At 59.6% G+C, this 26,267-nt stretch carries 23 protein-coding genes and 1 tRNA gene; 5 read left to right on the top strand and 19 right to left on the bottom strand.

Annotation, left to right across the window (positions count from 1 at the left end; translation table 11 throughout):
• Positions 1 to 35: 35 nt before the first annotated feature.
• From ACQY5P_RS11275 to ACQY5P_RS11295, 5 genes are read right to left on the bottom strand one after another with little or no spacing between them, the layout of a single operon-like run.
• Positions 36 to 1,142, bottom strand: coding sequence for a hypothetical protein (locus tag ACQY5P_RS11275; protein WP_428406965.1), 1,107 nt, complete (start codon positions 1,140 to 1,142; stop codon positions 36 to 38).
• Entirely contained in the window at positions 1,117 to 2,595 is a 1,479-nt protein-coding gene (locus tag ACQY5P_RS11280; protein WP_428406966.1) for an MBOAT family O-acyltransferase, read from the bottom strand. Before ACQY5P_RS11280 ends, ACQY5P_RS11275 begins: the two co-directional genes overlap by 26 nt.
• 32 nt (positions 2,596 to 2,627) lie before the next feature.
• On the bottom strand, positions 2,628 to 3,500 hold the full coding sequence (locus tag ACQY5P_RS11285; protein WP_428406967.1) for a 6-hydroxymethylpterin diphosphokinase MptE-like protein: 873 nt from the start codon (positions 3,498 to 3,500) through the stop codon (positions 2,628 to 2,630).
• Between the two features lie 39 nt (positions 3,501 to 3,539).
• The gene (locus tag ACQY5P_RS11290; RefSeq protein WP_428406968.1) at positions 3,540 to 4,670 is read right to left on the bottom strand and encodes a class I SAM-dependent methyltransferase; all 1,131 of its coding nucleotides are present in this window, start codon (positions 4,668 to 4,670) and stop codon (positions 3,540 to 3,542) included.
• A 32-nt stretch (positions 4,671 to 4,702) separates the two neighbouring features.
• Positions 4,703 to 5,989, bottom strand: coding sequence for a glycosyltransferase (locus tag ACQY5P_RS11295; protein ID WP_428406969.1), 1,287 nt, complete (start codon positions 5,987 to 5,989; stop codon positions 4,703 to 4,705).
• A gap of 253 nt (positions 5,990 to 6,242) precedes the next feature.
• On the opposite strand from ACQY5P_RS11295, the gene ACQY5P_RS11300 reads away from it, so the two are divergent.
• Positions 6,243 to 7,352, top strand: coding sequence for a hypothetical protein (locus tag ACQY5P_RS11300; protein WP_428406970.1), 1,110 nt, complete (start codon positions 6,243 to 6,245; stop codon positions 7,350 to 7,352).
• 7 nt (positions 7,353 to 7,359) lie between these two features.
• Here ACQY5P_RS11300 and ACQY5P_RS11305 read toward each other — a convergent pair whose 3' ends face one another.
• From ACQY5P_RS11305 to ACQY5P_RS11335, 7 genes are all read right to left on the bottom strand, one after another.
• The gene (locus ACQY5P_RS11305; protein ID WP_428406971.1) at positions 7,360 to 8,352 is read right to left on the bottom strand and encodes a glycosyltransferase family 2 protein; all 993 of its coding nucleotides are present in this window, start codon (positions 8,350 to 8,352) and stop codon (positions 7,360 to 7,362) included.
• 53 nt (positions 8,353 to 8,405) lie between these two features.
• Positions 8,406 to 9,740, bottom strand: coding sequence for an HlyD family type I secretion periplasmic adaptor subunit (locus tag ACQY5P_RS11310; RefSeq protein WP_428406972.1), 1,335 nt, complete (start codon positions 9,738 to 9,740; stop codon positions 8,406 to 8,408).
• Position 9,741: 1 nt separating this feature from the next.
• Positions 9,742 to 11,526: a type I secretion system permease/ATPase gene (locus tag ACQY5P_RS11315; protein ID WP_428406973.1), complete on the bottom strand. Its 1,785-nt coding sequence runs from the start codon at positions 11,524 to 11,526 to the stop codon at positions 9,742 to 9,744.
• Entirely contained in the window at positions 11,523 to 13,052 is a 1,530-nt protein-coding gene (locus tag ACQY5P_RS11320) for a TolC family protein (RefSeq protein ID WP_428406974.1), read from the bottom strand. Before ACQY5P_RS11320 ends, ACQY5P_RS11315 begins: the two co-directional genes overlap by 4 nt.
• Before the next feature lie 253 nt (positions 13,053 to 13,305).
• Complete coding sequence (locus ACQY5P_RS11325; RefSeq protein WP_428406975.1) at positions 13,306 to 14,691, bottom strand: oligosaccharide flippase family protein; 1,386 nt, start codon at positions 14,689 to 14,691, stop codon at positions 13,306 to 13,308.
• Complete coding sequence (locus tag ACQY5P_RS11330) at positions 14,663 to 16,285, bottom strand: O-antigen ligase family protein (protein ID WP_428406976.1); 1,623 nt, start codon at positions 16,283 to 16,285, stop codon at positions 14,663 to 14,665. Before ACQY5P_RS11330 ends, ACQY5P_RS11325 begins: the two co-directional genes overlap by 29 nt.
• Positions 16,282 to 17,466: a glycosyltransferase family 4 protein gene (locus tag ACQY5P_RS11335; protein WP_428406977.1), complete on the bottom strand. Its 1,185-nt coding sequence runs from the start codon at positions 17,464 to 17,466 to the stop codon at positions 16,282 to 16,284. Before ACQY5P_RS11335 ends, ACQY5P_RS11330 begins: the two co-directional genes overlap by 4 nt.
• Before the next feature lie 458 nt (positions 17,467 to 17,924).
• Here ACQY5P_RS11335 and ACQY5P_RS11340 point away from each other — a divergent pair, with 458 nt between their 5' ends.
• On the top strand, positions 17,925 to 18,716 hold the full coding sequence (locus ACQY5P_RS11340; protein ID WP_428406978.1) for a sulfotransferase family protein: 792 nt from the start codon (positions 17,925 to 17,927) through the stop codon (positions 18,714 to 18,716).
• Complete coding sequence (locus ACQY5P_RS11345; RefSeq protein ID WP_428406979.1) at positions 18,703 to 19,548, top strand: sulfotransferase family protein; 846 nt, start codon at positions 18,703 to 18,705, stop codon at positions 19,546 to 19,548. Before ACQY5P_RS11340 ends, ACQY5P_RS11345 begins: the two co-directional genes overlap by 14 nt.
• Positions 19,549 to 19,560: 12 nt before the next feature.
• Here the strand turns inward: ACQY5P_RS11345 and ACQY5P_RS11350 are convergent.
• From ACQY5P_RS11350 to ACQY5P_RS11380, 7 genes are all read right to left on the bottom strand, one after another.
• Positions 19,561 to 19,637: transfer RNA gene (locus ACQY5P_RS11350), tRNA-His, on the bottom strand.
• A gap of 161 nt (positions 19,638 to 19,798) precedes the next feature.
• Positions 19,799 to 20,554 (bottom strand): M48 family metallopeptidase, encoded by a 756-nt coding sequence (locus tag ACQY5P_RS11355; protein WP_428406980.1) that lies wholly within the window; start codon positions 20,552 to 20,554, stop codon positions 19,799 to 19,801.
• Positions 20,555 to 20,654: 100 nt separating this feature from the next.
• Positions 20,655 to 21,221, bottom strand: coding sequence for an HNH endonuclease (locus ACQY5P_RS11360; RefSeq protein ID WP_428406981.1), 567 nt, complete (start codon positions 21,219 to 21,221; stop codon positions 20,655 to 20,657).
• Between the two features lie 182 nt (positions 21,222 to 21,403).
• Positions 21,404 to 22,042, bottom strand: a complete 639-nt coding sequence (locus ACQY5P_RS11365; RefSeq protein WP_428406982.1) for a DNA-3-methyladenine glycosylase family protein — start codon at positions 22,040 to 22,042, stop codon at positions 21,404 to 21,406.
• Positions 22,039 to 22,407 carry a hypothetical protein gene (locus ACQY5P_RS11370; protein WP_428406983.1) on the bottom strand — a complete coding sequence of 123 codons (369 nt, stop codon included), beginning with the start codon at positions 22,405 to 22,407 and terminating at the stop codon, positions 22,039 to 22,041. The genes ACQY5P_RS11365 and ACQY5P_RS11370 overlap by 4 nt, the downstream gene beginning before the upstream one ends.
• 7 nt (positions 22,408 to 22,414) lie before the next feature.
• Entirely contained in the window at positions 22,415 to 23,818 is a 1,404-nt protein-coding gene (locus ACQY5P_RS11375) for a glutamate--cysteine ligase (RefSeq protein WP_428406984.1), read from the bottom strand.
• Between the two features lie 75 nt (positions 23,819 to 23,893).
• On the bottom strand, positions 23,894 to 24,664 hold the full coding sequence (locus ACQY5P_RS11380) for a 16S rRNA (uracil(1498)-N(3))-methyltransferase (protein ID WP_428406985.1): 771 nt from the start codon (positions 24,662 to 24,664) through the stop codon (positions 23,894 to 23,896).
• Between the two features lie 96 nt (positions 24,665 to 24,760).
• On the opposite strand from ACQY5P_RS11380, the gene ubiA reads away from it, so the two are divergent.
• Together ubiA and msrB are read left to right on the top strand one after the other, a co-directional pair.
• Positions 24,761 to 25,696, top strand: coding sequence for a 4-hydroxybenzoate octaprenyltransferase (gene ubiA / locus ACQY5P_RS11385; RefSeq protein ID WP_428406986.1), 936 nt, complete (start codon positions 24,761 to 24,763; stop codon positions 25,694 to 25,696).
• Positions 25,697 to 25,839: 143 nt separating this feature from the next.
• Positions 25,840 to 26,265, top strand: a complete 426-nt coding sequence (gene msrB / locus ACQY5P_RS11390) for a peptide-methionine (R)-S-oxide reductase MsrB (RefSeq protein WP_428410654.1) — start codon at positions 25,840 to 25,842, stop codon at positions 26,263 to 26,265.
• Positions 26,266 to 26,267: the final 2 nt, after the last annotated feature.

The raw sequence follows: 26,267 nt of genomic DNA on the forward strand, positions 1-26,267 counted from the left end.
TATTGTCACAGACCGGCTGGGCTGTATAGGCCCGATCAGGGCCTCGGCGCAGGCTCGCTTTCGGCCCAGGCTCTCAGATTTCTTTCATTCGCGAGGATCGCTTCCGCAGAGGCGCCCTCCGGGGCGGCGGCGAGCCCCTTTGCGATCAGGCTGCAGCCCTTGCTCGTGAAATGGTGCGTGTCGAAATAGAGATCGTAATTCGTAATCACGTCATAATTTCCCGAAAAATCATGCAAGGTCACATTGGGATATTCAGCGGCGAGGTCGATCAGCATTCGCCGGAACTTGAGGATCGTATTCAGGCGGTAAACGCCGGAGGCGGCGTAAGCCTTGTAATAGGCGACTGAAAAGGGCGGCAAAATAATGTCGAAATGAACGTCGGGATGCGCGGCGATCGCGGGCGCGTAATATTGTTCAAAGGTTTGCTCCATCCGGGCGCGCTCGGCTGACAGGAAATTGGCGTCAGGCTTGCGCCCATTGGCGATCTGGGCATAGAGCCGGGCGACGGAGGCGGCGCCCGGTTTGCGCTTCGGGTCTTTTTCGCCGCTGTTGCGGTCGATAAAATCAATGCGCTCAAGGCTGCGCAGGCCGACCCTCTCCAAAAGAATGTCCGTGGACTGAAGCATATTGTCTACATTGACGAGATATTTCAGGCGATCCGAGGGGCGGAAGAGATAAAGGTGCTCCGGAAAGCCGCCAAACTCCTGACGGTAATCTCCGGCGCCCTGACGGGCGAAAGTGAACCAGTAGGAAATGTGCACAATGCGTTTCGTCGGCTGCCGCCTGATCCTTTGATCAATATAAAATCCGAGCTCTTTCGCCGTCATGCCCGCCGCAGAGAGGCGCAGGAAGTCGCCGCCAAGCGCCGCCTCGAAATCGTCCGAACGGCAGGATTGCGACAGGGAACTTCCAATGATCAGGTTTTCAGCCGGATAATTCCGCAACAGGCCTGCATTTTGCGTGCGTTCGTCGGCGGTAATCACCGCCGGGTAAAAACTCGCTTTCCGGAAAAGCTGCAGGGGGTCGACAAGCCATACAAGGCCTGCGGAAAATGCGAGGGCTCCCAGCATCACCACCAACATGATGAAGAAATAGCTGCGCTCCTGCTTGCGCGCGCTAGAACTGGAAGTAGATGAATTCATTGTTTTTCTGCGTGGCGAGAATAGCAAAGAAACCAAGGATGCCGACAGCAACCGCAGCCATGGCGGTCGGACGCCACGTCATCCAGCGCTTGATCGAATCCGTCTTTATGTTTGGCGCGTCATAGCGCATGATCTGCGCCGCGTTCGGCGCAATGAAGGCGAAGAAACCGGCGACGAGGAACAGCGCCCAGTCGCCGGCCGTCAGCGTAAGCCTCGACGCCGCGCCTTCCGGGCCTGCGGCGAACATCGCCCGCAAGACGGCGAAAGCAGACTCAAAAGACGTCGCCCTGAAAAACACCCAGGCAACCACGACCGACAGCATGGTCAATAGCCACGCGGCGGCTTTTGCGGGAATGGTGCTCAACAAGCCGGGTGCAAATTTTTCTGCGACAACGTCAAACGCTCGGTTCACCACCAGATAAGCGCCATGAAGGCCGCCCCAGACCACAAACGTCCAGGCGGCGCCATGCCACAAACCGCCGATGAGCATGGTCAGCATCAGATTGAGAAGACGGCGCACCTCGCCATGACGATTTCCTCCAAGGGGAATATACAGATAATCCCGAAGGAACCGTGACAGCGTGATATGCCAGCGCCGCCAGAATTCCTGAATGCTGAGCGACTTGTAAGGAGAGTTGAAGTTCAGCGGCAACTTCACGCCGATCATCGCCGCAAGACCGATCGCCATGGAGGAGTAGCCGGCGAAATCAAAATAAAGCTGGCCGGTATAAGCCAGCGCGCCGGTCCAGGCGTCAGCCGTGGTGAGCGCAACCCCCCTTTCAGCCGCAGCAAAGATTGCATTCGCGTGGACCGCGAGCGGGTCCGCAAGCAATGTTTTCTTCGCCAGCCCCAGCACAAAATAGGTCGTCCCATAGGATAGATTGTCGAAGGAAAGCCTGAACCCGCGGCCTTCCTGAAACTGGTCCAGCATCTCCTTGTGATGGACAATGGGGCCGGCGATAAGCTGCGGAAAATACACGACGAAGAGCGCGTAATTCAGGAAGCTTTTATTGCCGACTTTGCCGAGATAGCGGTCTACCTGATAGGAGATCTGCTGAAAAGTGAAGAAGGAGATGCCAATCGGTAGGATGATGGGCCCGATGTCGAAATCGGCGACCTTCAACGCCCGCAGCGTATCGGCGAAAAACACCAGATATTTGAAATAGCCGAGCAGCAGAAGGTTCGCAGCGACCGCCGCAATAAGATAGGCGCGCCGCTGCTGTTTCGGCGTTTCGCGTTCCGGGTCGAGGAAGTACCCTGCGGCGAAATTCGCCAGGATCGAGAGCACAATCAGGATCAGGTAGATCGGCGCCCAATATCCGTAGAAAAATAGAGACGCACCGATAAGCCAGATAATCGCCCAGCGGGACGCGCGGTAATGGGTCAGCGCCAGCAGGACGCCATAGGCGACCGGCAAAAACAGAAAAATGAATTCGAACGACGAGAAGACCATAAAGGCGGATCAGCTCCTCGCCAGCGCCACGTTTAGAAAAGGGAGTTGTAGTCTACCCGCTCGAAGCACTCCAGCTTTCCCCCCGCCGTTGCGTTATAAATCGCCCGGTTGTCCCGTTCGAAAAACAGGCCCGCTTTTTTGTAGCCCAGCTCCATCCGGTCAACCATGGGATCGTGCCAGCGATACCCCTTGCCGAAATAGTCCGGATGGAAGTGATTCGGATCGTCCGATTGCGACGTAATATCGAGGCCTTCAACCTTGGCGTCATCGGGAACAATATAATGGTGATCAAATCCGACAAGATAGAGCTTTTTCACGCCCAGAAAGTAAGCAAGCTGCATGCAGATGTAGGTGACGGAGCCGCCTGTCCAGGCTTGTCTCGCTATGTTCGTGGAAAAGAACGGAAACAATTCGTGCTGGTCATAGCGCATGCGCACATTCAGCCAGTTCACGTCGTCGCCTTTAAGGCAGTATTGCAGGTAATTCCCGAACCACTTCTGCGGCCCGGTCATCGCATTGACTTCATCAGCCCTGTCTTCCGCAACGAACCTGTCCTCGATGACATAGTGGGTCGGCAGAAAACCCATCTTTTCCTGATTGAGATAGATTGAATTGACGCCAATCGTTATTTCATCTTTCAGCTTCGTCAGATCGAGCTTGTTCAGGCTTGGCCCGTTGCCGATCAGGAAACAACGCTTTCCTTTATAAGCGTCTTTCCATGACAGGATGCGCCGTTCGTTCTCCGTGACGGCGAAACCGTCGCCGGCCATACGGTAACGAAATGCCAAGCGGCGTTTTTCCGCCTCAGACGGATTCCAGAATTGCTTGTAAGGCGCTACATGGCTATCCGGTTTTGGATTTCGCTTATGCTTAAGCCAGGACTGCGCGTATTTGATCAACTGCATTTCAAAACTATCCGCAAACGGCGTCTACACAATTTGAATTCAGATCTTGCGCAACAAAAGCGTGCGCGAGCCCTTATAAACAAGCTGGACATCCGCGCGCGGCAAAACCGTTTCATCCGCATACGCTTTTATTTCCGGCCACTCCTTTACGCCGTAATCGTCAATAATCGCCAGGCCGCCCTGACGCAATTTTGGATAGTAATTCTCAAAATCGCGCTTGACGCCTTCCCGTGAATGATCCCCGTCGATAATGAGCATGTCGAATTCCCGTCCGGCGACAGCTTCAAGAACTTCCGCAGCCTCGCTTTTTCCCTGAATGATTTCGACCTGCTCCATGGGAATGCGGCAGATGTTGAGATTTTCCTCCAGCACCGCCCGCGACACAGGTTTGGTTGAGCAATAATCATATGTGCCCGGCGCGTAGTAGCCCTCAAGGGGATCGATGAGCGTCATCCGCGCGTCCTTCGCATAAAACCTTGCGGCGTCGAAAAGGGCGATCGAGCCAACTCCGTAAAGCACGCCGATCTCAACAAGCCGAAAGACGCCTCCGGGTTGTTGCGCTACATGCATGCCGGCGAGCAAACGCATCAGCATCGCGTCCACTGATGTGGCCAGCCGGCCATGGCATTGGCTTTCAAGGATGCAAACCCTGTTGGCCAGACCATAAAGATGCCGCTCGGTGAACTCGAGGCTGAGGGCGGGACAGAGCTCTTCCAGCGCGCGGCGGCAAGCCTCTTCCGACAACAAGCGGGAATGAGAAATGCTTTTGGCCGCATTAGCGCCGGTATGGCGCGTCAATGTCGCTTCCAGTTTGTCGAGCCGCGTAGGCGCGTTGGCCGAAGCATCGTCGCCTCCCCTTAGCTCCTTTTCTATATTCGATACTGTTTTTTTCGTCCGGCCGATTTCCGCATTCGCATCGGCTAATTCTTTGGCCATCTGCTTGGACGCCACTTCCTGCTTGTCGAGCATGCGCGAAAGGCGCCGCTCGTCATTGCGCCATCCGGTTTCGTCGAAATCGGACTCCCTGACGCCCGCAAGGCTCAATTCTGCAGTCAACTTGTTATAGCTGTCGCGCAGGAATATCAGCGCAGGCTTCAAACGCAGCATCACATACCCGGCGACAGCGATGGCCAGGCCAATTGCAGCGAACACAAACAACCAGATAAGCACTTCGATTAACTCTCAAATTGAGGAAGCCGCCATCAAGCGGATAGCGCCATTTTCGATTGCGCGCCGAGATAGGACTGGCGCAGTTCCGTATAGAGGTCAAGAAAAGCGTCCGCCACAACCTCACGGCTGTAGCGCGCTTTGGCGATCCTTAGAGAAGCCGCCCCCATCTCATCCAGGCGGCCAGCATCTTGATGGAACCGGCGCAGCGCCGAGACGGCGGAGGAGACGTCCCGGGGGTCGAACAGCCATCCGTTCACGCCGTCCTCAACCATATCGGGCACGCCGCCGACATTCGCGCCAATAACGGGGCGCCCGCATGATATGGCTTCAAGGACAGTGTTCGGCAGGTTGTCGATCAGCGATGAAATGCAGAACGCGTCGACAGCATTATAAAGCGCGACGATTTTCGCTGCATCGACAGCCGGGTCATACCCCTGCCGGAACATCATTCTGCCGTCCCGCACAAGCCGCCCGTCAGCGACCCCGCCGACAACGACGATATTGATGGGAAGATCAGGCGCCTTCGCAAAAGCGCGCGCGATGATTTCGAAGTTTTTCCGCTGCCAGGCTCCTTTTCCTGCAAAAAACAGGATGAAAAGACCATCCTCCGGCAGCCCCACAAGCGCGCGGGCCAGAGACTTGTTCATCGGGTAGAACGTGTTCGACATGAGCATGTTCGGGATCATCCGCACGCGGATATGGTCCGGAACCGAGGCTCTTGCATAACCCGCAAGCCATTCGCTGGGCGCCGTTAGACAAAACGGCTTGTTTTTGAGGCTTGCCCAGAACGCCTCGCTGGCCGGTGCGGTTTTCGCCCTGTATTCCAGTGGTTCTTCATTAAGGTCATAGGTGCGGTAGTGATACCCTGTGACCGGACTCGTGTCATGCATAGTCCAGATCAGGGGTTTGCTTTCGGCAATTGATGTAATCGTTTCCCGCGATCCCGAGTAATTGTGGATATGCGCAACATCGACATCGCCGGCCTTGAGCGTCATGCGCAGATTCTGTTCAAACAGGCGGACCCCTGCGGCTTTCGCAATATGAGGCCCGAAGGCTTTCGCTTCCTCATAGGCTTCTTGGGCGTATTCGGAATGAAGCGCCGTGAGACGGTTGAATCTAACGCTTGGGTACAAGTCGCGAAGATACGGGCTCTTGCTGGCCTCCTGAAAGTGATAGTCAACGTCCAGACCGCGACGCGACATTTCAACGGCGACGCGCAAAGCGGCGATGGAAGCGCCGCACTGGAACTGCTTTTCGCTAAAGAACGCAGCTTTCCCGACACTCGCCGGGCCCCTGGCGGGCCCCTGCTGCTCCGTCATGATCTTTCCCAATTATCCCCGAACCGCCGGCGGCGATGCCCCAATGTGTAAATATAGCGCAATCATCTCTTGGCCGCAGCTATATCCTTCTCACAGAGAAAAGCAAACCGCCAGTAAAAACAAACAACTATGCCAGCCAAACGGATCGCTCCCTTTGCTCAACCCGCGTCCGGCGCGCAAAACCAGCTGGTCAGGAAGGAGGGCCAAACGCCAGAGCTTGACCCGCCGACAGACTAGAGCAATGAGGGAAGCCATGTCAGCCGAGACGGAAGCAAAGCTCGCCAATATCACCCCCCGCCCTGAGGCGCACGCTCTCGTGCGGCCCGGCGACAAAACCGCTTTCGTGCTGGGGAACGGCCCCTCGCTCGCTGCTATCGACCTTCGCTGCCTTTCCCCTTTCGCCACAATCGGCCTCAATGCAGCCTACCGGCACTGGCGGCAGATCGACTGGCGGCCGCGTTACTATTCGTGCCTCGATACGGTCGTGGGGCTGTCGCACAAGGATGAGATCGCGGCGCTGATAGAAGAAGGCCGGATCCGGAAATTTCTTCTGCGCGCCAACCTCGTCGAGGCCATGGGGGCGATCGGACATAGCCCTGACATCGTCATCTATGAGGAGGCGCGCCTCCAAACGCCGCTTTTGAACATCACGCCCATCACGACGGGCAGTCATGCGGCGCTTTGGGCGGCGAGCCTCGGCTACGAACAGATCGTGCTTCTCGGCGTCGACGCCAATTACAAAGAGGTGGTTGAAGGCGCGGCGCGGCGCGAGGGAATCGAACTTGAGATCGTGCGCGACGGCGCCAATCCCAACTATTATTTTGAAGGTTATCAGGCGCCGGGCGACCGATTCAACTTGCCGAACCCTCGGCCTGACCTCCATCTCAACGCATGGCGGCGCGCCGCGCAAAGCCTTAAGACGGCAGGCGTCCAAACATTCAACGGCAACCCCGCCTCCGGCGTCGGCTGTTTTCCGTTTATCGACATAGACGCCTTTCTGACCACAGGCGTCGCCCCGACCCCGGCGAAAGAGGACATTGAGGCCATGCCCGGGCAGCCGCTTGCTGCGACCATGACGTCTTCGGACAGGCTGCGCGCCTTTCTGAAAACCTATGGCGTCAAGGGACTTATTGTTGCAACGCCTGTTCTTTTCGCGACCTTCCTCTGGCTCGCCGCGTCGAAACCGGCCCCGCTGACGGGCGCGGGCGTTGTCATCCTCGTCCTGACAGGGCTTCTCTCTGCCGCGGCTGGTCTTTACGCAAGATTTGCAATCCTCGCCCATCTTCAGCGCTTAGATGAAGAGATGGCGACGCTGCATGCGCGCGTCGCCATTCTCGAAAAATCCCGCCAGCGGGATCGCTGACGTCGCGCTAGCTTTCGCGGATATGCGGCGAACGGTGCAACAGCTGCACGGGCGACCAGACGAGCGCGCGCGCAATGTCGGCCGCAGACGCTGTCCGCTCCTGCTGGCGTTTGCGCCTTTCCGCCGACAATCCCGGCAGCCCCCCATAGCCGTCGCGCAGCGCGCGCAAATAGGCCCTGCCCTCCCCGCGCAATGCCGTCATCGCGAACAGCAATAGATCGAGCAGGAAATGAAACGGCGCCGTCGCGATGAGAAGGGGCAGCGGCATGTTGAGATACCAGGTCCAGGTGCGGTTGCGGTGGCCATGATAAATGGTGAATTCGCTGTGGCGGCCCGTGACGCCCGAGCCTTCGTGATAAACGACGGCTTTGCGCAGTTGCATAGCGCGCGCGCCCGCGAGGCGCATGCGAAAACCGAAATCCACATCTTCGCTGTAACAGAAGAAAGGCTCGAAAAATCCGCCGAGCCTTAGAAAAGTCTCCTTGCGGATCATCGCGGCGGCCGCGCAAGGCGCAAAGCACTCCCCTTCCGGCGGCAGCTCGCTGACGGGTTGTCCGAACCCTCCGCGATAGGCGAAACCAAAGGCGTGATAGACGTCCCCGGCGCCGTCGATCCTGTCGCGGTCCTTGTCATCGATCTGCGTCGAGCCAAAGGCGTCGATATCCGGGTAGGCTTCAGCTCCTCTCAAAAGCGCTTCGAGCCAGTCCGGCGCCGCATAGGCGTCGGGGTTCAGAAATGCGAGCCATTCCCCCTTCGCCGATTTCGCCGCTAGATTGTTGGCCGCCGCAAAACCGAGATTAGCGCCTGCCTCGATAAGGTGAATGTCCGCATGCGCTTCGCGGGCCTTTGCTATGGAATCGTCCGACGACGCGTTATCGACGACAAGGATTTCAAAATCGCGGAAGTGCTGCGCAACGAGATGATCGAGGCAGCGCCGGAGGCGCGGCCCGGAATTGTAATTGACAATGATGACCGAAACGGCCGGCGCAGACGAGTTCATAGGGCTGTTTACGCTGCGCGCGCCGCCGCCTGCAAGGCTGTCGCGATCAGGGCCTATTTATCCCGTAGCGCCTTTTCGCCGACGGCGGACATGGGCTTGACGATATAGGCGAGAACCGTGCGCTTGCCGTTGAGGATCGCAACTTCCGCCGCCATGCCGGGCAGGATTTTAAGATCCCCTGCCTTCTTGCTGGCGAGGGCGTCCGCCGCAGTCCTGACTGTGATGTTGTAGAAACGCTCGCCCGTCTTTTCGTCCTCGATAGCGTCGGGACTGATGTTCTCGATGGTGCCGTCGAGCGAACCGTAAACGGAGGAGTCATACGCCGTGATCGATACGCGCGCATCCTGACCGATTTTCAGGAAGCCGATGTCGGACGGTTTGATGCGCGCCTCGACGAGCAGGGTATCTTCGCTCGGCACCAGCTCCACAATGGTTTCGCCCGGCGCCACGACGCCGCCAATGGTTGAGACGAGGACGCGATTGACCACGCCGGCGACCGGCGCGCGCACATCGGTGCGCGCGACCTTGTCCTGCAGCGCCGGCAATTCGCCTTTCAGCTCTTCGAGTTCGGCCTTGGCCTTGTTGAGCTCATCCGCCGCAGCGGCGGAAAAAGTTTTGCGGATACGGTCGATCTCGCCTTGCGCCTCTGCGATTTCAAGTTCGATGCGGCTGACGGCGATTTCCGCGCGCTGCACTTCGCCTTTCGCCGCCGCATCGCGCTGGCGGGCGCGCAAAAGTTCGACCTGGGGTTCGATGCCTTTGGCCGCCAGTTTGCGCATGATCGCATGCTCTTCCGCCGCCAGCGTGTACGCATCTTTCGCAGTCTCGAGCGCGACCCTTGCATCGTCGAGCGCCCTCTTGCGTTGATCGAGCTTTCTTTCCTCGATGTCGAGGGACGCGGTAAGCTCCGCCTGGCGCGCATTGTAAAGCTGGCGCTCATTGGCGACGGCGCCTGGCGCTGCGTTCACGAACCCGTCTGAAAAAGACAACGGCTCAAGCTTGGCCTCGGCTTCGAGACGCGCGATTTTCGCCGCGAGAACATTGTAGCCTTCCTGGCCTTGCGTATAAGCGACATTCATCTGGGTCGGATCGAGCTTTACAAGAATCTCGCCGGCTTCCACATGATCGCCGCCGGAAACAAGGATTTCCTTGACGATGCCGCCTTCGAGATATTGCAGCTCCTGAAGCTGGTTCGAGGTGACGACCCAGCCCTGGCCGCGCGTGACGCGGTCGAGCTTTGCGAGCGACGCCCAGACAAGCGTCAGGACGACAAGACCGCAGATGATATAGAGGAGATATTGCGCCGCCTTGGCAGGCTCAATCGGCATCGCCTCATCCACGTCGGCGAGAGGCGCAGGCCTGTGATGCGTCAGCTCATTGCCCGCCATCTTACGCCGCCCTTGTGGAGGAAACGAGTTTCGGTTTCGACGCCGTGATGCGCTTTGTCTTCAACTGGCGCGCCGAGGCCATGGCGCGCATCACCGTATCGCGCGGCCCGTCGACAAGAACGCGGCCCCGGTCGAGAACGATGATGCGGTCGACGAGCCGCACCATGGACATGCGGTGCGTGACAATGAGCAGCGTGCGGCCGCGCGTTGCATGATGAAGCTTTGCAATCAATGCCGCTTCCGCCTGCGCGTCGAGCGCGCTCGACGGTTCGTCGAGAAGCAGGATCGACGGCTTGGGGGCCAGCGCGCGCGCAAGCGCGATCGCCTGGCGCTGGCCGCCGGAAAGCCCCTCGCCACGTTCGGAAAGATGCTGGTCATAGCCGCCTGCGGTCGCGCCGACAAAGTCATGGACGCCGGCGATTTTCGCGGCGAGCAGGATGTCTTCGTCAGTGACATTGTCGAGGCCGAGCGCGATATTCTCGCGGATCGAGCCGGAGAAGAGACAAACATCCTGCAAGACGGCGCCGATATTGGCGCGCAAATCCGATGGGCGAAGCTGGCGGATGTCGGTGTCGTCGACCAGAACCGAGCCTTCCGTCGGCTGATAAACGCCGGTGATCTGGCGGACGATGGTGCTCTTTCCGGACCCGTTCTTCCCGAGAATGGCGACCCGTTCCCCCGGCTCGATGGTGAAGGAGACGTCGTCGAGGGCTTTCGTCGTTACGCCCGGATAGGCGAAGCTGACATCCCGGAACTCGATTTTGCCCTGCAATTCGGGACGCGAGAGATATTGGCGCGTGGCGTCGGTCTCGCTTTGGGCCGTCATCAGCGTATTAAGCGATTTGTAAGAAGCAAGCGCGCCATTGACCCGGCTCAAGAGCGACGCGACCTGACCCAGCGGGCCCATGGCGCGGCCCGTCAGAATGACGCTGGCGATCAGCGCGCCGGTGGTGATTTCATTAGCGCCCACAAGGAACACGCCGACCACGACGACGCCTACCTGGCTCGCTTGCTGCGCAAAACCCGACGCATTGACGGCGAACTGGTTGAGGAAGCGCCCGATGGCGGAAATTTTTGCGTGGCGCGCAACGCCCGAACGCCAGCGGGCGCGCATCAGCCCGTCGGCCTTGACGCTCTTGATCGTCTCAAGCCCGCCAAGGGTTTCGATCAGCACGGCGTTTTTGTGGTGGCCCTCGGCCATCGCCTGCTGCGTGCGCTTCATGATGAGCGGCTGGATGATGACCCCTGACGCGATGGCGAGAAGAACGCCGATCAGCGGAATGAACGCAATCGGCCCGCCAATCAGCGCTATCGTTGCGATGAAAAGCAAAATAAACGGCAGGTCGACAATCGCCACCAGAGTCGCCGACGAAAAGAAGTCGCGGAGATTTTCAAATTCCTTGACGAGGCCGGCAATGGCGCCCGTCGCCCCGCGGCGCGCATCGAGCCGCATGGACATGAGATTGTCGAAAACGCTTGCGCCGACGGTCGCATCGAGACGCTGGCCGGCGATGTCGATGAAATAGCCCCGCAAAGACTTTAAGAGGAAGTCGAAAACATGGGCGAGGACGACGCCAATGGTGAGCGCGATGAGCGACTCCACCGCTTGGTTCGGCAACACGCGGTCATAGACGGTCATGATGAAGAAGGACGAAACGAGCCCGAGAATGTTGACGACGGCGGCCGCCAGCACCGTCTGCCCGTAAATTTTCGCATTGTCTCGCAATGGCCCGAAGAGCCAGTGCTCCGTCGGGACGAGGTCTTTCAGGAAGCCCTGTTTTATCATCTAAACGCCCCAGAAACTCCGTTTTGATACTCGTTCTGCGGCGAGAACAGCCGCAAAAGATCGCCCGTGTGCTCCATCAGCGAGTAATTGGCCATGTCGCGCCCTGAAAGCGCGATGACATAGGCGACGCCCGCTTCGAAATAGTCGTTTTCCGCTTGCAAAACGTCGATCAGGTCGCCGCGCGAGAGCTTGTAGCGCTCCAGCACAAGATCGCGCGTGACGTCATGAGCGATGACGGCGTCGCCGAGCGCGGCGAGACGTTCATCCGCGCCCTGAAGCCGCTCATAGGCGACGGCGGCTTCGCGCGCGATGTCCTGCTTGACCTGCGCTTCGTTGAACTGCTCGCGCTTGGCGCGCGAACGGGCGAGCGAAATTTCCGCCGCCCGGGCGCCGCCGCCGAAAATGTTGTAATTAACCGTGACGCCGGCGCGGACATCGAAATCATCGCCCGTATCGAAGACATCGTATTTCACGGCGTCGACGGAAAGACGCACTTCCGGCAGGCGCGAAGATTGCGCCGCCTTGAAATCGGCCTGGCGCGCATCGGCGCGCGCCTCCGCAGCGGCGATCTCCGGATTGACTTCAAGCGCCGTGGCGATCGTGTCATTGCGCCCTGTCACATCGGGCGTATCGAAAGCAGGACGCGCCAGCAGCGGGGGCGGCTCGCTGAAAAATTCTTCATAGCGGACATCAGCGAGGCGCTTGCTTTCATTGATTTCCGCAAGCCGCGCCCGGGCCGCGGCAAGCCGCGCCTCAGCCCGGTAGACATCCGCCTTCGATCCGGCGCCCAGCCGCTCGCGTTCTTTGACATCGCCGAGGATCCGTTCCTGGCGCTTGATGAAATCGCGGCTGAAGGCGGCAAGCGCCTGATGCGCGGCGACGTCGTGATAGGCGGTGAGCGCATTCAGCGCGAGATCGTTGATTCGCGTTTCCAGCGCGTTGCGATATTCCTCATCGAGAGAGCGCGCGCTTCTGATGCGGTTGATAGTGGCGCCGCCGTCGAAAATCAGCTGCGACGCGGAAACGCCCGCAGTAAATTGTTCGCGCGGGCGCAAGGATTCAACGACGTTATCGGTGTCGGCGGCGAAATCGCGCGTCAGGGAATAGTCCCCGCGAAGCTGGGTCGAGAGCTGGGGATAAAGCGCCGACTTCGCCTGACGGCGGAGCGCGCCCGCCTCATCGAGATTGGCGGCTTGCGCGTGATAGGCGGGATGACGGCCGACGGCCCGCCGCACGGCGGCGTTGAAATCAGCCGCCGTATTTTCCTGGGACACGAGATAACCCGCTGCGCCCAACGCCTTTTCAAGCTTCGGGTCAATGCCCGCGCGCGGTCTCGACCTTGACGCCGGCTGCTCAACCGTCTGTAGCGGCGGCTCTTGCAGAGATGCTTGCCGGACAGGCTCAACCGTCTCAGTGGGATATACGGAACCGTAATATTTGGGATCTTCGGGAGTCGCGACGGCTGAGTTCTGGACGACAGCGCAAAATGCGGCGCCAGAAAGCAGAATCGTCTGAAGCCTGATCATTACACGCACCCATTCGACTAACGGCCATTGCTCCCCCGGAAAGCAGTAACCGCCGTTAAGGTTAACCAAAACCTTAGTAGGGCGAGATCACTGAAAAAGGCTTAATCCGACTGAGTTACTGCCGGAACGAGCGTAGGAATGGAAATGAAACTTTCTTAAAATTTCCGGACGCAGGATTTAATTAGTTTTTAACGATCGGAAGGCGGCGTTGCTCTTAAGACCTTCCGTCTTTTCAACGGCGTTCGAGAGCGATCTAAAATTTTGGAATGGCGCCCGACGCGATGAGCGATTCGGCTGTCGCATAGCAGGCGTAGCCTATTGCAGCGCCGGCTAGCATCGCCGCTGCCAGGAAGAGTTCTTCGCGAATCTTCAAGAGGTCAAAGCGCTTTAAATGCCAGAAAAAATAAGGGATCGCGGCGACCTCGGCGAGGCAGAAGGCGGCGATCAGCGCCAGCGGGCCCGCATAGATATAGGCGAGCGGTCCTGCAATGGCGATCCATGCCAGCCGAATCATATTGGCGTTTAGCGCTACGCCAATGAAGCCTCTGGTGATAATCGCCTGCTCCGCCGACATCGTGCTAAGACGCGCCAGCGGCGCCAAACACAATAGCGACAGGTAGACGCCTGTTCCGAGATATTCGTCGTTGTAGAGAATGCGTATGAGCAGCTCGCCGCCGCCGATCAATCCGCCGATGCCGAAAGCGAAGAACAGCATGACGGAGCGCCGCGCGCTGTAATAGAGACGCTTCGAGTTTTCCACGGCGATCCTGTTGGCTTCAGCGAAGCGCGGGAAAAATACTCGCATCACATATTCGGAAGACACTCCCAGAACCGCCGAGCTTAGCGTCAATGCGATCGTGAACTTTCCGAGCTCTTCCAAGGGAAAAAATCGCGCCATGACGATTGTGTTCGTCTGCGTCAGGATCAGCGTGATGATGCTCGACGGAATGATGATGCGCCAGAAACTCCAGAGATCGCGCACATGCTCGGCTTCGAGCCGGAACCGCACGGGCGGGCCTTTCAACAGCGTATAGCTGACGATCAGGCTGAAAAGCGAGCCCACGAACATGCTGAGCACAATCGCCCAGTAATTGCGCAGAAAATAGGCGGCGATAATGGTGGACGCCGTTACAAGAAGAAAACGGCTGAACTCAATCACCGTGAGCCTGACGACGCCGCGTCTGCGCTCCGTCGTGATGCCCGCAAGACTTGAACAGGCGTCAATCAGAAACGGCGCGGCGCAAACGCGAATGGCGAGTGCGATGTTCGGCGCGTTATAAAGGCTCGCGAAAAAGCCGGCGCCGATAAACATGATCGCGAAAATGACGACATTGCGAATGAACCGCACGGTCCAAACGGATTGCAGCAACTCATCGCCTGCGTGTTCGTGCCGAATGATGTAGGCGCGCAGCCCCATATCCGACACCATGATCAGAATGTATGATATAGAGGTGACGATCCCGATGACGCCATAGGCATCAGGCGACAAAAGGCGCGTGACGATCATGCTGCTGACAATGCGCAATAGAAGTTGCGCAACGTGAGAGCAGATCAACAGAGTCGATCCGTCCCCGAGCACAGGGCGGACGCGCATTGCAATAGAGCGAAAGTTACTGGCGGCGAACAAAGCGCGCTCCATAAGGAACCGGACCCGTCTGCGGCTTATGGGCCGGAATGACGGCGTTGTCGCCGCCGCGCGCTTCGTCTTTTTCGACGCGGTCTTCGTCAAGGTTCGCCTCATCCCAGCCGGCGTCCGTCATTGCGGGCTCCTCAACTGAAAGCCGCTGTCGTTTCAAAACGCGCACCTGCGCCACCAGGACGGCCAGAATGAAATAACCGTAATGAGGCACTTGCGCCACATAGCTGATCGTGGCGATAAGAACGAGATAACCGCCCTGAAAAGCGAGAAGGAACGCAAGGGTGCGGCGCTGGCCAGCCTGGGCAAGGGTCATCGCTTTGCGGTCAGGCATCAGCTTCAACTCCTTCAGCCCGCCAAGGGCGCCGAGCGCATGGGCGCCGACAAGCGAGCCAAGCCCCACAAGGCCGTAGAACAGGACAATCTGGATATAGGCGTTGACGAGATCGATAATACCTTCGCCTTGGCGCAGATGTTGAAACCGCGGGAGGTTGAAAATGTCGCTCGATCCGAAGAGCGGACGTTCCTGAATCTGCGCCATGCTCGTGCGAATAAGCTCGGCTCGATAGTTCACCGTGCCATATTCATCGTTCAGGACTTCACTGTTGCTGAACACCAGATTGAAACCGACGATCACGCAAATAAAAGCCGCCACATAGGCGAGTCGGCGCATCGCCGCGCTTCCGTAATAAAGAACCGCATAACCGCCGAAACAGGCGATGGCCGCCATCCAGCCGCCGCGCGTGCCGGTGGCGAAACAGGCGAACCCCAGAATCGCGATCGCCGCGTAGGCGTAAAGCGGCGACAGTTTTTTCTCCGCCCGCAACATAAACACCTGAAGGATTCCCGCGGCCGAAAGCAGGGCGAGCAAGGCGGGGATCACCGTGGCGCCAACCCGCACAAAACCGTTGCGCATATCGAAATACGCCTTGCCCGACGTCACATCCTCAAGAGAGGCGTAATAATTCCAACTCCGCAAGGCGCTGATGGCGCCGATCATCGACATCATCAGAAACGACGCCAACATGGCGCGCAAAGCCCATTCGATATCCTTCTGGGTCTGCAATGTTCTGCTGATGGTGAAAAACGGAACGTAGATCAACACGAAGAGATCGAAGATCGTGCGCAGCACGCTGGTGAAGGGCAGATCGCGGAACGACATAACGCCGGTAAAAAGCACAAAGAAAAGAAGCAGATTGCCTACGCTCCGCAAAGACGCCGGCGCCTGCGTAAATGCCGCTTTGAGAAATGCCGGGCCGAGAAGGACAATCGTCGCCAGTTTCGCGTAATCGAGACTGATGAGATAATTGAGCCCCACCATCGGCACTTGGTAGGTCATGCCGACTGGGAGCGCCGCCACCGCGCCAAGATAAAGGAAAACGGCGCCGCGCGGGCTCAGCGCCCCGAGGATGGCGAGGCCGATAAACAGCGCGATAAAAACAAGCGCCGCGTCAGACAGGAAAAATGCGATCGCCGCCGCAATGATCCAAGTCGCGCAAACCGCGATCGTGAAAGAGCGGTCTTGCTTCGGCATCAGCGCGAGAACAACGCACGCCGCGAAGCTCGTCAGGACGACAGCGACCAGATTAGGACTCATGAGCAGGCCGCTCCAAGCTGGGGCGTGCGGGATGCAATCCGTCCGTAAAACGCTTCGGCCTGATCGGCGACAGCATCGGGAGAAAACAGCCGTTCCGCCGTCGCCCGCCCCGCTGCGCCTAGCTGTGCAGCGCGCTCCGGCGCCTCAAGGCAAGAGCTTATTTTCCAGGCGAGGGTTTCAGCGTCGCGAACCGGGGCAAACAGGATGTCTTCGTCATCGGACATATATTCCGCAAGACCGGGCGTCGCTGTTGAAACAACCGGCGCGCCGAGCGCCAGCGCTTCCGTCACCGCATAAGGAAAGGTTTCATAGCGCGATGCAGTCAAGTTTATGAGCGCTCGCCGCCGCAAGTGCGGCACTTCATTCCTCGGAACGGGCCCGAGAAAATCGATTCGCGGGCGCAGGCGTTCGGGAACGTTGGCGCGGACATACTCATCGAACTTTCGAACTTCTCCATCCGGCCCGCGAAGACCGTGATCGACGCCCGCCATGACGAGGCGAATCCCGGGCCGGTTTTCCGCCACACGCTCAAACGCCTTGAGCGCGACGTCGGCGCCTTTCACGGCGTCGAAGCGGCCGACAAACAGGATCGTGTTGCGGTCGCAGCCGTCAAGGCTCCATGCCTCCGCTTCAGGCGGAATATCGATGGGATTGGGATAGGCTGCGCTGACGGGAAAGGTTGCGCCGTAATGCGCCGCGACTGCATCGCGCAGCGCACCGGACGGGAAACACACTCCATCGGCATCCCTGAAGGCGCGCCCCTCTTTGCGCACGCGGCGCCGGTCTCCCCTTTCAAACGGGCCCTGGTGAACCAGGAAATGCGGGCCGTGAGAGCGCACTATAACCTTCGCCCCTGATGCGCCGACGCAATAGCGCGCAAGCCCGAAACTTTCCTCGGCTTCGATAATGTCGACAGGCTTCTCCGCGTCAGCGTCGGAGAGCGAATTGGCGATGCCCCGTCCGAAAAGATTGTAGTCAAAGGTCTGTTCGCCTTCGATCCGCCCCCGCACGCGGCGCAGAAGTTTCTCGGCCCCGTTGAGCCGGGGGCCGCGCAGACGCCGCATGCGCGGATCGTTGTTTTCCCCAAGCGGCCACATGGCGATCACGACGCATTCATGCCCTCTGCGCTCCAGGGCGCGAGTCATAACATCAACATAAGTGGCGATGCCGTTTTGCGCCATGGAAGGCGGCCAAAGGGGCGTCAGAAAGGCGATGCGCATGAGCCGGGACACATAGATTGAAAAGACTGTAACACGGTAAACGCGAACTTGGCCGTTTTAGCGAAAGGATGTGTTAACGCCGTCACAAGCCCTGGACCGTCCGCGCGATCCATAAGCGACCCGCCGTGAAGGCGTCAACTGTTTGAAAAATTTCATAAATTATCTTTTCTCACCTTCCTCCGGCGCTCCTTGGGCCGGCGCTGGGATCCTCTAACGAAATGATCTGAAGACGACGACGCGCCCGCCGCCGGGCGGCGGTTTTCGCGGCGGGACCCGGTCTTCGTCAAAAGCGCCTGCGCTCTCTTTCCAATCGTCTTCGCTTCGGCGTGCAAAAATAACCGGTCATCTGATCCATGCTTTCGCGGAACGCCGTTCGCTGAAAGGGTGTCTTTGAACGTAACAACAAAATCCGGCGCTTCATGAACACTGGCGACAATCTGATCCTGATCGGCGGCGCGCCGCGATCGGGGACAACCCTTTTGCGCGCGATCATCGGCGCCAGCAGCAATATTTTCTGCGGACCGGAGCTTCGGGTCATTCCCTCGCTCTGTGCGCTCCGCGATAATATCGCCGGCGCATCCGGCGCCGCCTTGCAAAGAGGATACGGCGTCGGCGCGGATCGCCTCGATCAGGCGACGGCGCAGACGGTTTCCGCATTTCTCGGACCGGCGACACAGAAGTCCGGCGCAAAGCGCGCCGCGGAGAAAACCCCGACCAACGCATTGCATTTCCCAACTTTGCGCCGGCTTTTTCCAAAAGCCTATCTCATCAGCATCGTGCGCGACGGCCGCGACGTCGTGTCGTCGCTTCTGCAGATGAACTGGCGCGACGACCGCACGGGCGGGCGCCTTGCGGTCACCATCGACCCCCACGCCGCCGCCAATCTATGGACGGCGAGCGTCGCCAATGACAACCACATGAACGGCGACGAACGGTTTTATTCGCTGCGCTATGAAGATCTCGTGCGCAACCCGGCGGCGGAAATTACGAAGCTTTTCGCTTTTCTCGGCGAGCCGACGCCGAACCTCGCCCTTTTTCACGATCGCGCTTTCGATGCGCTAGAAGGCGAAAACGAGGCGAGCGCGGCGCGCGTCGCAGAACCTATCGACACCACCGCCATCGGCCGCTGGCGCAAGGATCTCGCGCCGGGCCAGGTGGCGAGCGTGACAGCAGCGGCGGGCCCATGGCTCGAACGCTATGGCTATGTCTGAGCCGCCGGAACATTCCGGCGCGCCCATATCTTCGCAGCGCCCCGGACAGGGGCTCGTGTTTGCGGGCGGCTGTCCGCGCAGCGGTCTGACGCTGTTGCGTAAAATGCTGGCGCGCCACCCGGCGATCCTCGCCGGACCTGACACCGGCGCCGCGCCCGCCGTTGCGTTTCAGTGGCGCAATTACGCGCAATCGCTCGGCGGCCTCCACGAAAACTACTTCGACCTGAAGCCGGACTATGTCGCAGAGACCATGGGCCGCTTTCTCGAAAACATTCTGCGTGCAGAAAATGAAACGCGGATCATCGTCGAGAAAACCAGCCTCAATGTCGCCGCCTTCGACGCGCTGTCCGTAATCCTCCCCGCCGCGAAGTTCATTCATGTGGTGAGGGACGGGCGAGACGTGACGGCCTCGCTGCTCGAGAGAAGCTGGCGCGACCCGACAACCGGCCGCCCCTTCCCGCATGTCAGCGACCGTATGGCGGCGATCGCGTACTGGTCGGGGCTTGCGGGCGCCGGCCTCGCCGCCGAAAAAAAGCTGAGCCCCAAGGGCCGCATCCTGCGCCTGCGCTATGAAGACCTCGCCGGCCGGCCTGAAAGCGCCATGAAGGCGGTGTGCGAATTTCTGGGTGTCGGCTGGCCGCCTGCGGACGGTTTCGGGCCGCCGCTCGCCAATGACGATTATCTCGGCCTTGAGCGCGACAGCCTGCCCCTGATGCTGGCGCCGGTGACCGCGACCCGCATCGGCCGCCATCGCCGCGTCATGCAGGCGGAGGTCATCCGCCAGATCGAAGAAGCCGGCGGGCCGATGCTGACGGAGCTGGGGTATCTCTAGAATTTTCGGAAATGGTACCGCCTCCCCGGTTCGAACGGGGGACCTCTAGATCCACAATCTAGCGCTCTAACCGACTGAGCTAAGGCGGCCCGGGTTCTCTGGCGCATCAGTGAGGCGAAAACCGCCGAACGGCGTTCACATCACGCGCTGAGAGGCGCGGAACCTACGCGCGGGCGGGCGGCATTTCAAGCGGGCCCCATAGGGTTTTTGGCGGTTTTCAGGGCGGTTTTTCGCCCCGGCGGCGCCGGCCTCAGGAGCCCGAATTCAGAAGCGCGATCTCTTTTTTGAGCTGCGCGATGCGGGTGGCGTCCGAGGGGTGGGTCGACAGGAATTCCGGCGGGGCCCCGTTCTTTTGCGCCGCCATTTTTTCCCAGAATTTCACCGCCTCATTGGGGTCGTAACCGGCGCGCGCCATGTAGCGGACGCCGAACTTGTCGGCTTCGAGCTCGTGCTTGCGCGAGAACGGCAACAGCACGCCGTACTGCGCCCCCAGACCCAGCGCCTGGATCGCCGACGAGCCGACCTGGCTGCTTCCCGCCGCGGCCGCGCCGACACCGAGCGCGGTCTGCGCCGCAGCGGTCTGGCTGTAGCGCTCGCCGGAATGGTTGAAATTCACATGCGCAACTTCGTGGCCCATGACCGCAGCGATCTGGGCGTCATTGGCCATGAGGTCGAGAATGCCGGTGTAAATGCCGATCTTGCCGCCGGGAAGCGCGAAGGCGTTGATCTGGTCCGACTTGAAGACCTTCACTTCCCATTCCGCCGGATTGCCGCCGGCGGCGCGAATGATCTTCGGCGCGACCCGGTTCACCCGATTCACATATTTCGGATCGTTGGTCGTCGGCTCCTGTTTTTTGAGATCCGTCCAAGCGGAGCTCGCAAGCTGGGCCATCTGATCCTGGCTGACGAAAAGTAGCTGGTTGCGCCCGAGGGTTTCGTTATAGGCGCAGGCCGCCAAGGTCATCACGCCCGCCGCAGCCAGGCCAATCTTCATCAAGGATTTCATGAATTGTCTCCCTAAGCCCCAATTGACGCGCAGCATAGGACATCGCCGCCCTGCCCTCAATGCGTAGGAGGACGCCAAGGTCCAACCCCATAACCCGAAATCAGGGCTCGAGTTCGCAATCCCAATAGAGGAAATCCTGCCAGCTTTCATGGAGATAGTGCGGCGGGAAGGCGCGGCCGCGTTCATTAAGCTCGAACATGGTGGGCCGTTTCGGCGCGCGGGCCGGGAACATTTTCGCCTCGCGCGGCGTGCGCCCGCCCTTCTTGATGTTGCAGGCGGAGCAGGCGGCGACAATGTTCTCCCAAGTGGTGCGGCCCCCTTGCGAGCGCGGCGTCACATGATCGAAGGTCAGATGATCGCGCGCCGTCGAGCCGCAATATTGGCACACGAAACTGTCGCGCAGGAAGACGTTGAACCGCGTGAAGGCCGGCGCGCGCGAATGGCTGACATAGCTTTTCAGCGACACGACCGACGGCAGGCGCATTTCGAAATTCGCGCTTCTGACTTTGGTGTCGTACTGCGCGACCACATCGACGCGGTCGAGGAACACGGCTTTCAGCGTGTCTTGCCACGACCATAAAGAAAGCGGGAAATAGGAAAGAGGCCGGAAGTCCGCATTCAGAACCAGCGCCGGACAACCGTCAGGAGACCGCACCGCAAGGCTCATGACCACCTCCCCATTGCGAAGGCCCTTGCAAACCGAAGATGCTCACTCGAACGCTTGAAAACGGGTACTCCCTGCTGCAGGCGTCAGTTTAGCCGGTTCCAATACTCACTGCCTATATATGATTCTGCATGACAGAAGTTTGAAGATTATCGGGATATTTTCGCAACAGTCTGAAAAATCGCTTAAATCGGCTGCCGGCCGCGCAGATGGGCGTAATAAGTCCAGAGAATATGCGCCGCAACGCCGCGATAGGGACGCCATTTCGCCGCGCGAGAATCGAGAAATTTCATGTCCGGTTCCGGGCCTCTGAGCCTTGCGGCGCGATAGGCGCCGAGCAGCGCCACGTCGCCCGGCGGCCAGATATCGACCCTGCCTTCGCAAAACAAAAGATAGATCGCCGCCGTCCACGGGCCCACGCCCTTGATCTTTTGCAACGCAACAGATGCGTCCGCATCGCTTAATGCGCTGAGCTTTTCTTCGTCGAGTTCGCCCGACGTCCAGTGTTCCGCAAGCGCCGCGACGTAACGCGCTTTCGGACCGGAGAGACCGAAGCTTTTGAGGCCTTCTTCGCCATGACGCAGCGCGTGTTCGGGATCGGCGCAGTCCATGCCCGCCTGACAGCGCGCCCAGATCGCCTGCGCGCTCGGCACGGAGACCTGTTGCTCAACGATGATGCGGAAGAGCGCCTCGAAGCCGCCGGGTCGGCGGCGGATATGTGGACGTTCAATGGCGTCGAGCGCGCGGGCGAGCGCCGCATCTTTTTTCGCAAGCGCCGCGCAAGCTTCAGACGTATCGCCGAAAACGTCGAGGCGGTTCCTCATTCGCCGGCGGCGCCTTCGGCCTTCCACACAACGACATATCCGCCGGCCTCTTCAGACAGCTTTTCGATGACATCGAAGCGTCTTTTGAAATACTCAACAGTCAAATTCTCAAATGCGCCATCCGATACTGGATTGCGCGTTTGTTCTGAATCGAACGGACCGAAGATGCTGACCTTGTCGATCTCATCGAGATAGGCGCGCGCCCAGAGATAGCGGTCGTCCATTTCAAAATGATAGGCGAGATAATTGTATTTCTGTTCGAGCGCGCCATCAGCATGAATTTCTTCGCAGAGATGCTCGATGCGAACCGGCGTCAGTCGATCATCATCGTCATATTTCATTTCAGGCTGATAAACGCCTGTCATGCCGGCCTCAGTACTTGCACTCTTCAAACAATTTCTTCGCATCGCCGCCGAGATCGTTGAGGAAATGATCCGCCGTATATTCGCCCATGGTGACGCCGCTTTTGGCGATCTTGACGAGCGGGTCGAGATAGGTCGTCTCATCCTCTTTCAGATTGCCCATGCGCGCGCGCTTTTTGAGGCCCTCGCGAGAGATTTCCAAAACTTCAAGCGCCACATCCTGCACCGTGCGGCTCGCGACTTTCGCCTGCAACCCGAATCTTGCTGCGTCATCGCGCAGGGCTTCACGCTCCGCTTCGCTCCAGCCTTTCGCGACATCCCAGGCGGCGGCGAGAGCGTCATCATCGTAAAGCAGGCCGACCCAGAAAGCCGGCAGCGCGCAGATTCGCGCCCAGGGCCCTGAATCCGCGCCGCGCATTTCAAGAAAAGTTTTGAGCCGCACTTCGGGAAAGGCGGTCGAGAGATGATCCTCCCAGTCTTCCATGGTGGGCCGCTCGCCCGGCAGCGCCGGGAGCTTGCCCGCAAGGAAGTCGCGAAACGATTGCCCCGCCGCGTCGATGAATTTGTTGTTCCGGCGCACGAAATACATCGGGACATCGAGCATATAGTCGCGATAGCGCTCGAACCCAAAACCGTCTTCGAAGACGAAACTCAACAGCCCCGTGCGGTCGGGATCGGTGTCGGTCCAGATATGCGCGCGCCACGACGCATAACCCGACGGCTTTCCTTCTTTCAGACCGGAATTGGCGAAGAGCGCCGTCGCGATGGGCTGCAGCGCCAGCGACGTCTTGAACTTCATCGCCATATCCGCTTCCGACGCGAAGTCGAGATTGACCTGAACGGTGCAGGTCCGGTGCATCATGTCGAGACCGAGATCGCCGACCTTCGGCATGTAGTCGCGCATGATCTTGTAGCGCGCCTTGGGCATGTGCGGAATTTCCGCGCGCGTCCAGGTGGGCGTAAATCCCATGCCGAGAAACGCAACGCCCAGGGGATCGCAGACGGCTTTCACTGCATCGAGATGACGATGCACCTCGTCGCAAGTCTGGTGAATATTCTCGAGCGGCGCGCCGGAAAGTTCGAACTGCCCGCCGGGTTCGAGGCTGACGCTCGCGCCTTCGCCTTTAAGGCCGATAGGATTGCCGCTTTCGCGAATAATGTCCCAGCCGGTTTCTTGGGCCAGCTTTTCAAGGATCGCGCGAATCCCAGCCTCGCCTTCGTAAGGCACCGGCTTCAGCGAGGTGCGGCAGAACACGAATTTCTCGTGCTCGGTGCCGATGCGCCACTGGTCTTTGGGCTTGCAGCCGCTGGCGAGATGCGCCGTCAACTGGTCTAGCGATTCGACAAGCGGCGACTGGCCGGTCTGTTCATTGGCGGTGGTCACATATTTCTCCGGCCTGACTTTGCCGCGCATCCGGCGCGCCGTTTTTCCGCTCTATAACGCCAGACCCGAAACGCCAAGCCTAAAGGCCATCACGCTGTTGTGCGGTTAAGATTTGCGCCAGTCGCCGAGCGCCGCCTGCCACAGGACAAGGGCGGCGATGGCCGCAGTATCGGCGCGCAAAATGCGGGGGCCCAGCGTCGCCGCGGTCACAAACGGCTTCGCTCTCAGTTCGCTGCGTTCCTTGACCGAAAAGCCGCCCTCAGGGCCGGTGAGAACCGCCCATCCTTCAGAATTGCTATTCGCGCTCTTTAGCGCCTCTAACACCGGCAAAGCGCGGCCCTCGCGCCCGCCCCATTCCTCATTTTCATCGTCGCCCGCCTCGTCGCAGAAGAGAAGGCGCCGGCCTTGCGGCCATTCATCGAGCAGCTTCGCGAATCTGATTGGTTCGCCTACGGAGGTAATGGTGAGGCGCCCGCATTGTTCCGCCGCTTCCGTCGCAATCGCCTGCAGGCGTTCTATGTTGAGCTTCGGCGCGACCGTGCGTTCGGTGATGACGGGCTGAAGCCTTGCGGCGCCAACCTCCACCGCTTTTTGCACGATGACCTCGAGCGGCCCGCGTTTCACCGGCGCGAAGCAGAGCGTCAGATCGGGCTCGGCTTCCTGTTCGCGGGTTCTCTCGCCCACCTGTGCAGCGCCCATCTTCTTTTTCAGCTCCACGATCTTCGCCGCGAACTCGCCATCCTTTCCGTTGAAGAGACGCAGCTCGTCGCCTTCCGCCCGGCGCAGGACGTTCTTCAAATAATGCGCCTGCTCCGCTGAAAGCGGCGCGGGAAGCCCCGAATGCAAGGGGCCGTCAATATAAAGGCGCGGGATCATGGAACTCTTTGACCGCCGCCGCGTCTGAGCGTCAAGGACGCCGCCTAGACAATTCGTCATTTTGCGAACCGACCGGAGGCGCGCTACATCATCGCCATGTCCAGCCCCGCCCCTATCGCCACCCCTGACGCCGTTCCCGGCAACTGGGTGAACAGCGCCCCCGGTTTCGCGCAGCCCTATTTGCGCCTGATGCGCGCCGACCGGCCGGTGGGGACGTGGCTGCTTCTTATTCCCTGTTTCTGGGGTCTCGCCCTGGCGGCGGCGAGCGGGTTCGCCGGCCTTCATCTCCTTTATTACGCCGTCCTCATGAGCATCGGCGCCTATGTGATGCGCGGGGCGGGCTGCGCCTATAACGACATCGTCGACCGGGATTTTGACGCGAAGGTGGAGCGCACCGCGCTGCGCCCGATCCCTGCGGGACAAATCAGCGTCAAACAGGCATGGGCGTTTCTTGTCCTTCTTTCCTTCATCGGCCTTGCGGTTCTGTTGCAGTTCAATCGCGTCGCGATCTATCTCGGTCTTGGTTCGCTGGCGCTGGTCGCGGCCTATCCTTTCATGAAGCGCGTCACCTGGTGGCCGCAGGCCTGGCTCGGCCTTACGTTCAACTGGGGCGCGCTGGTCGGCTACGCCGCCGCCGCTGGAAAACTCGACGCAGCCGCCTTCGCCATCTACGCCGCCGGGATTTTCTGGACGCTCTTTTACGACACCATTTACGCCCATCAGGACACGGAGGATGACGCGCTCATTGGCGTCAAATCGACGGCGCTGCGGCTTGGGCGGAAAACGCTCCCCGCGCTCGGGCTGTTCTTCGCCATGACGGTGACGCTCTTCGCCCTCGCCGGCGCGCTGATCCATGCGCATGCAGTTTACTACATCGCGCTCCTGCTCCCCGCGGCGCATTTCGTCTGGCAATTGAAGCATCTCAATATTCACGACAGCGCCACCTGTCTCAGCCTCTTCAAATCGAACCGCGACGCCGGGCTTCTGCTTCTCCTCTCGCCGCTTTGTGAACTCGCCTTGCGTTCAATTTGACCGACAAAGAGGTTAGATAATCCGCATTGCACAGACCCGGACGATGCAGGAAGATCATCATGACCCGTCTTAACCGCCGCCATCTGACCCTTGCCCTTCTCGGTGCGGCTGCGGGCTGCGGCGTCCAGACCCAGGAAAAAGTTATGGCCAAAGACCCCGATCCCGCCTCCATTCCCGATTACGACAAATGGCAGTTGTCCAACACCGAATGGAAAGAGCGCCTGTCGCCGGAAGCCTACGCCGTGTTGCGCAAGGAAGCGACGGAGCGCGCGGGAACGAGCTCGCTCAATAACGAAAAGCGCAAGGGGATTTTCGCCTGCGCCGGCTGCGGCTTCGATCTCTTCAAATCCGAAACCAAATTCGAAAGCGGCACCGGCTGGCCGTCTTTCTGGGATTACATTCCGGGCGCGCTGGGCACCAAGACCGACTTGAAACTGATCGTGCCGCGCACGGAATATCACTGCGCCCGCTGCGGCGGACACCAAGGCCATGTCTTCAAGGACGGCCCGGCGCCAACGGGTCTTCGATACTGCAACAACGGCGTCGCGTTGACTTTCAAGCCTGCTTAACC

Origin of the sequence: Hyphococcus sp. (assembly GCF_965267305.1) — a bacterium.
Taxonomy (GTDB): domain Bacteria; phylum Pseudomonadota; class Alphaproteobacteria; order Caulobacterales; family Parvularculaceae; genus Hyphococcus.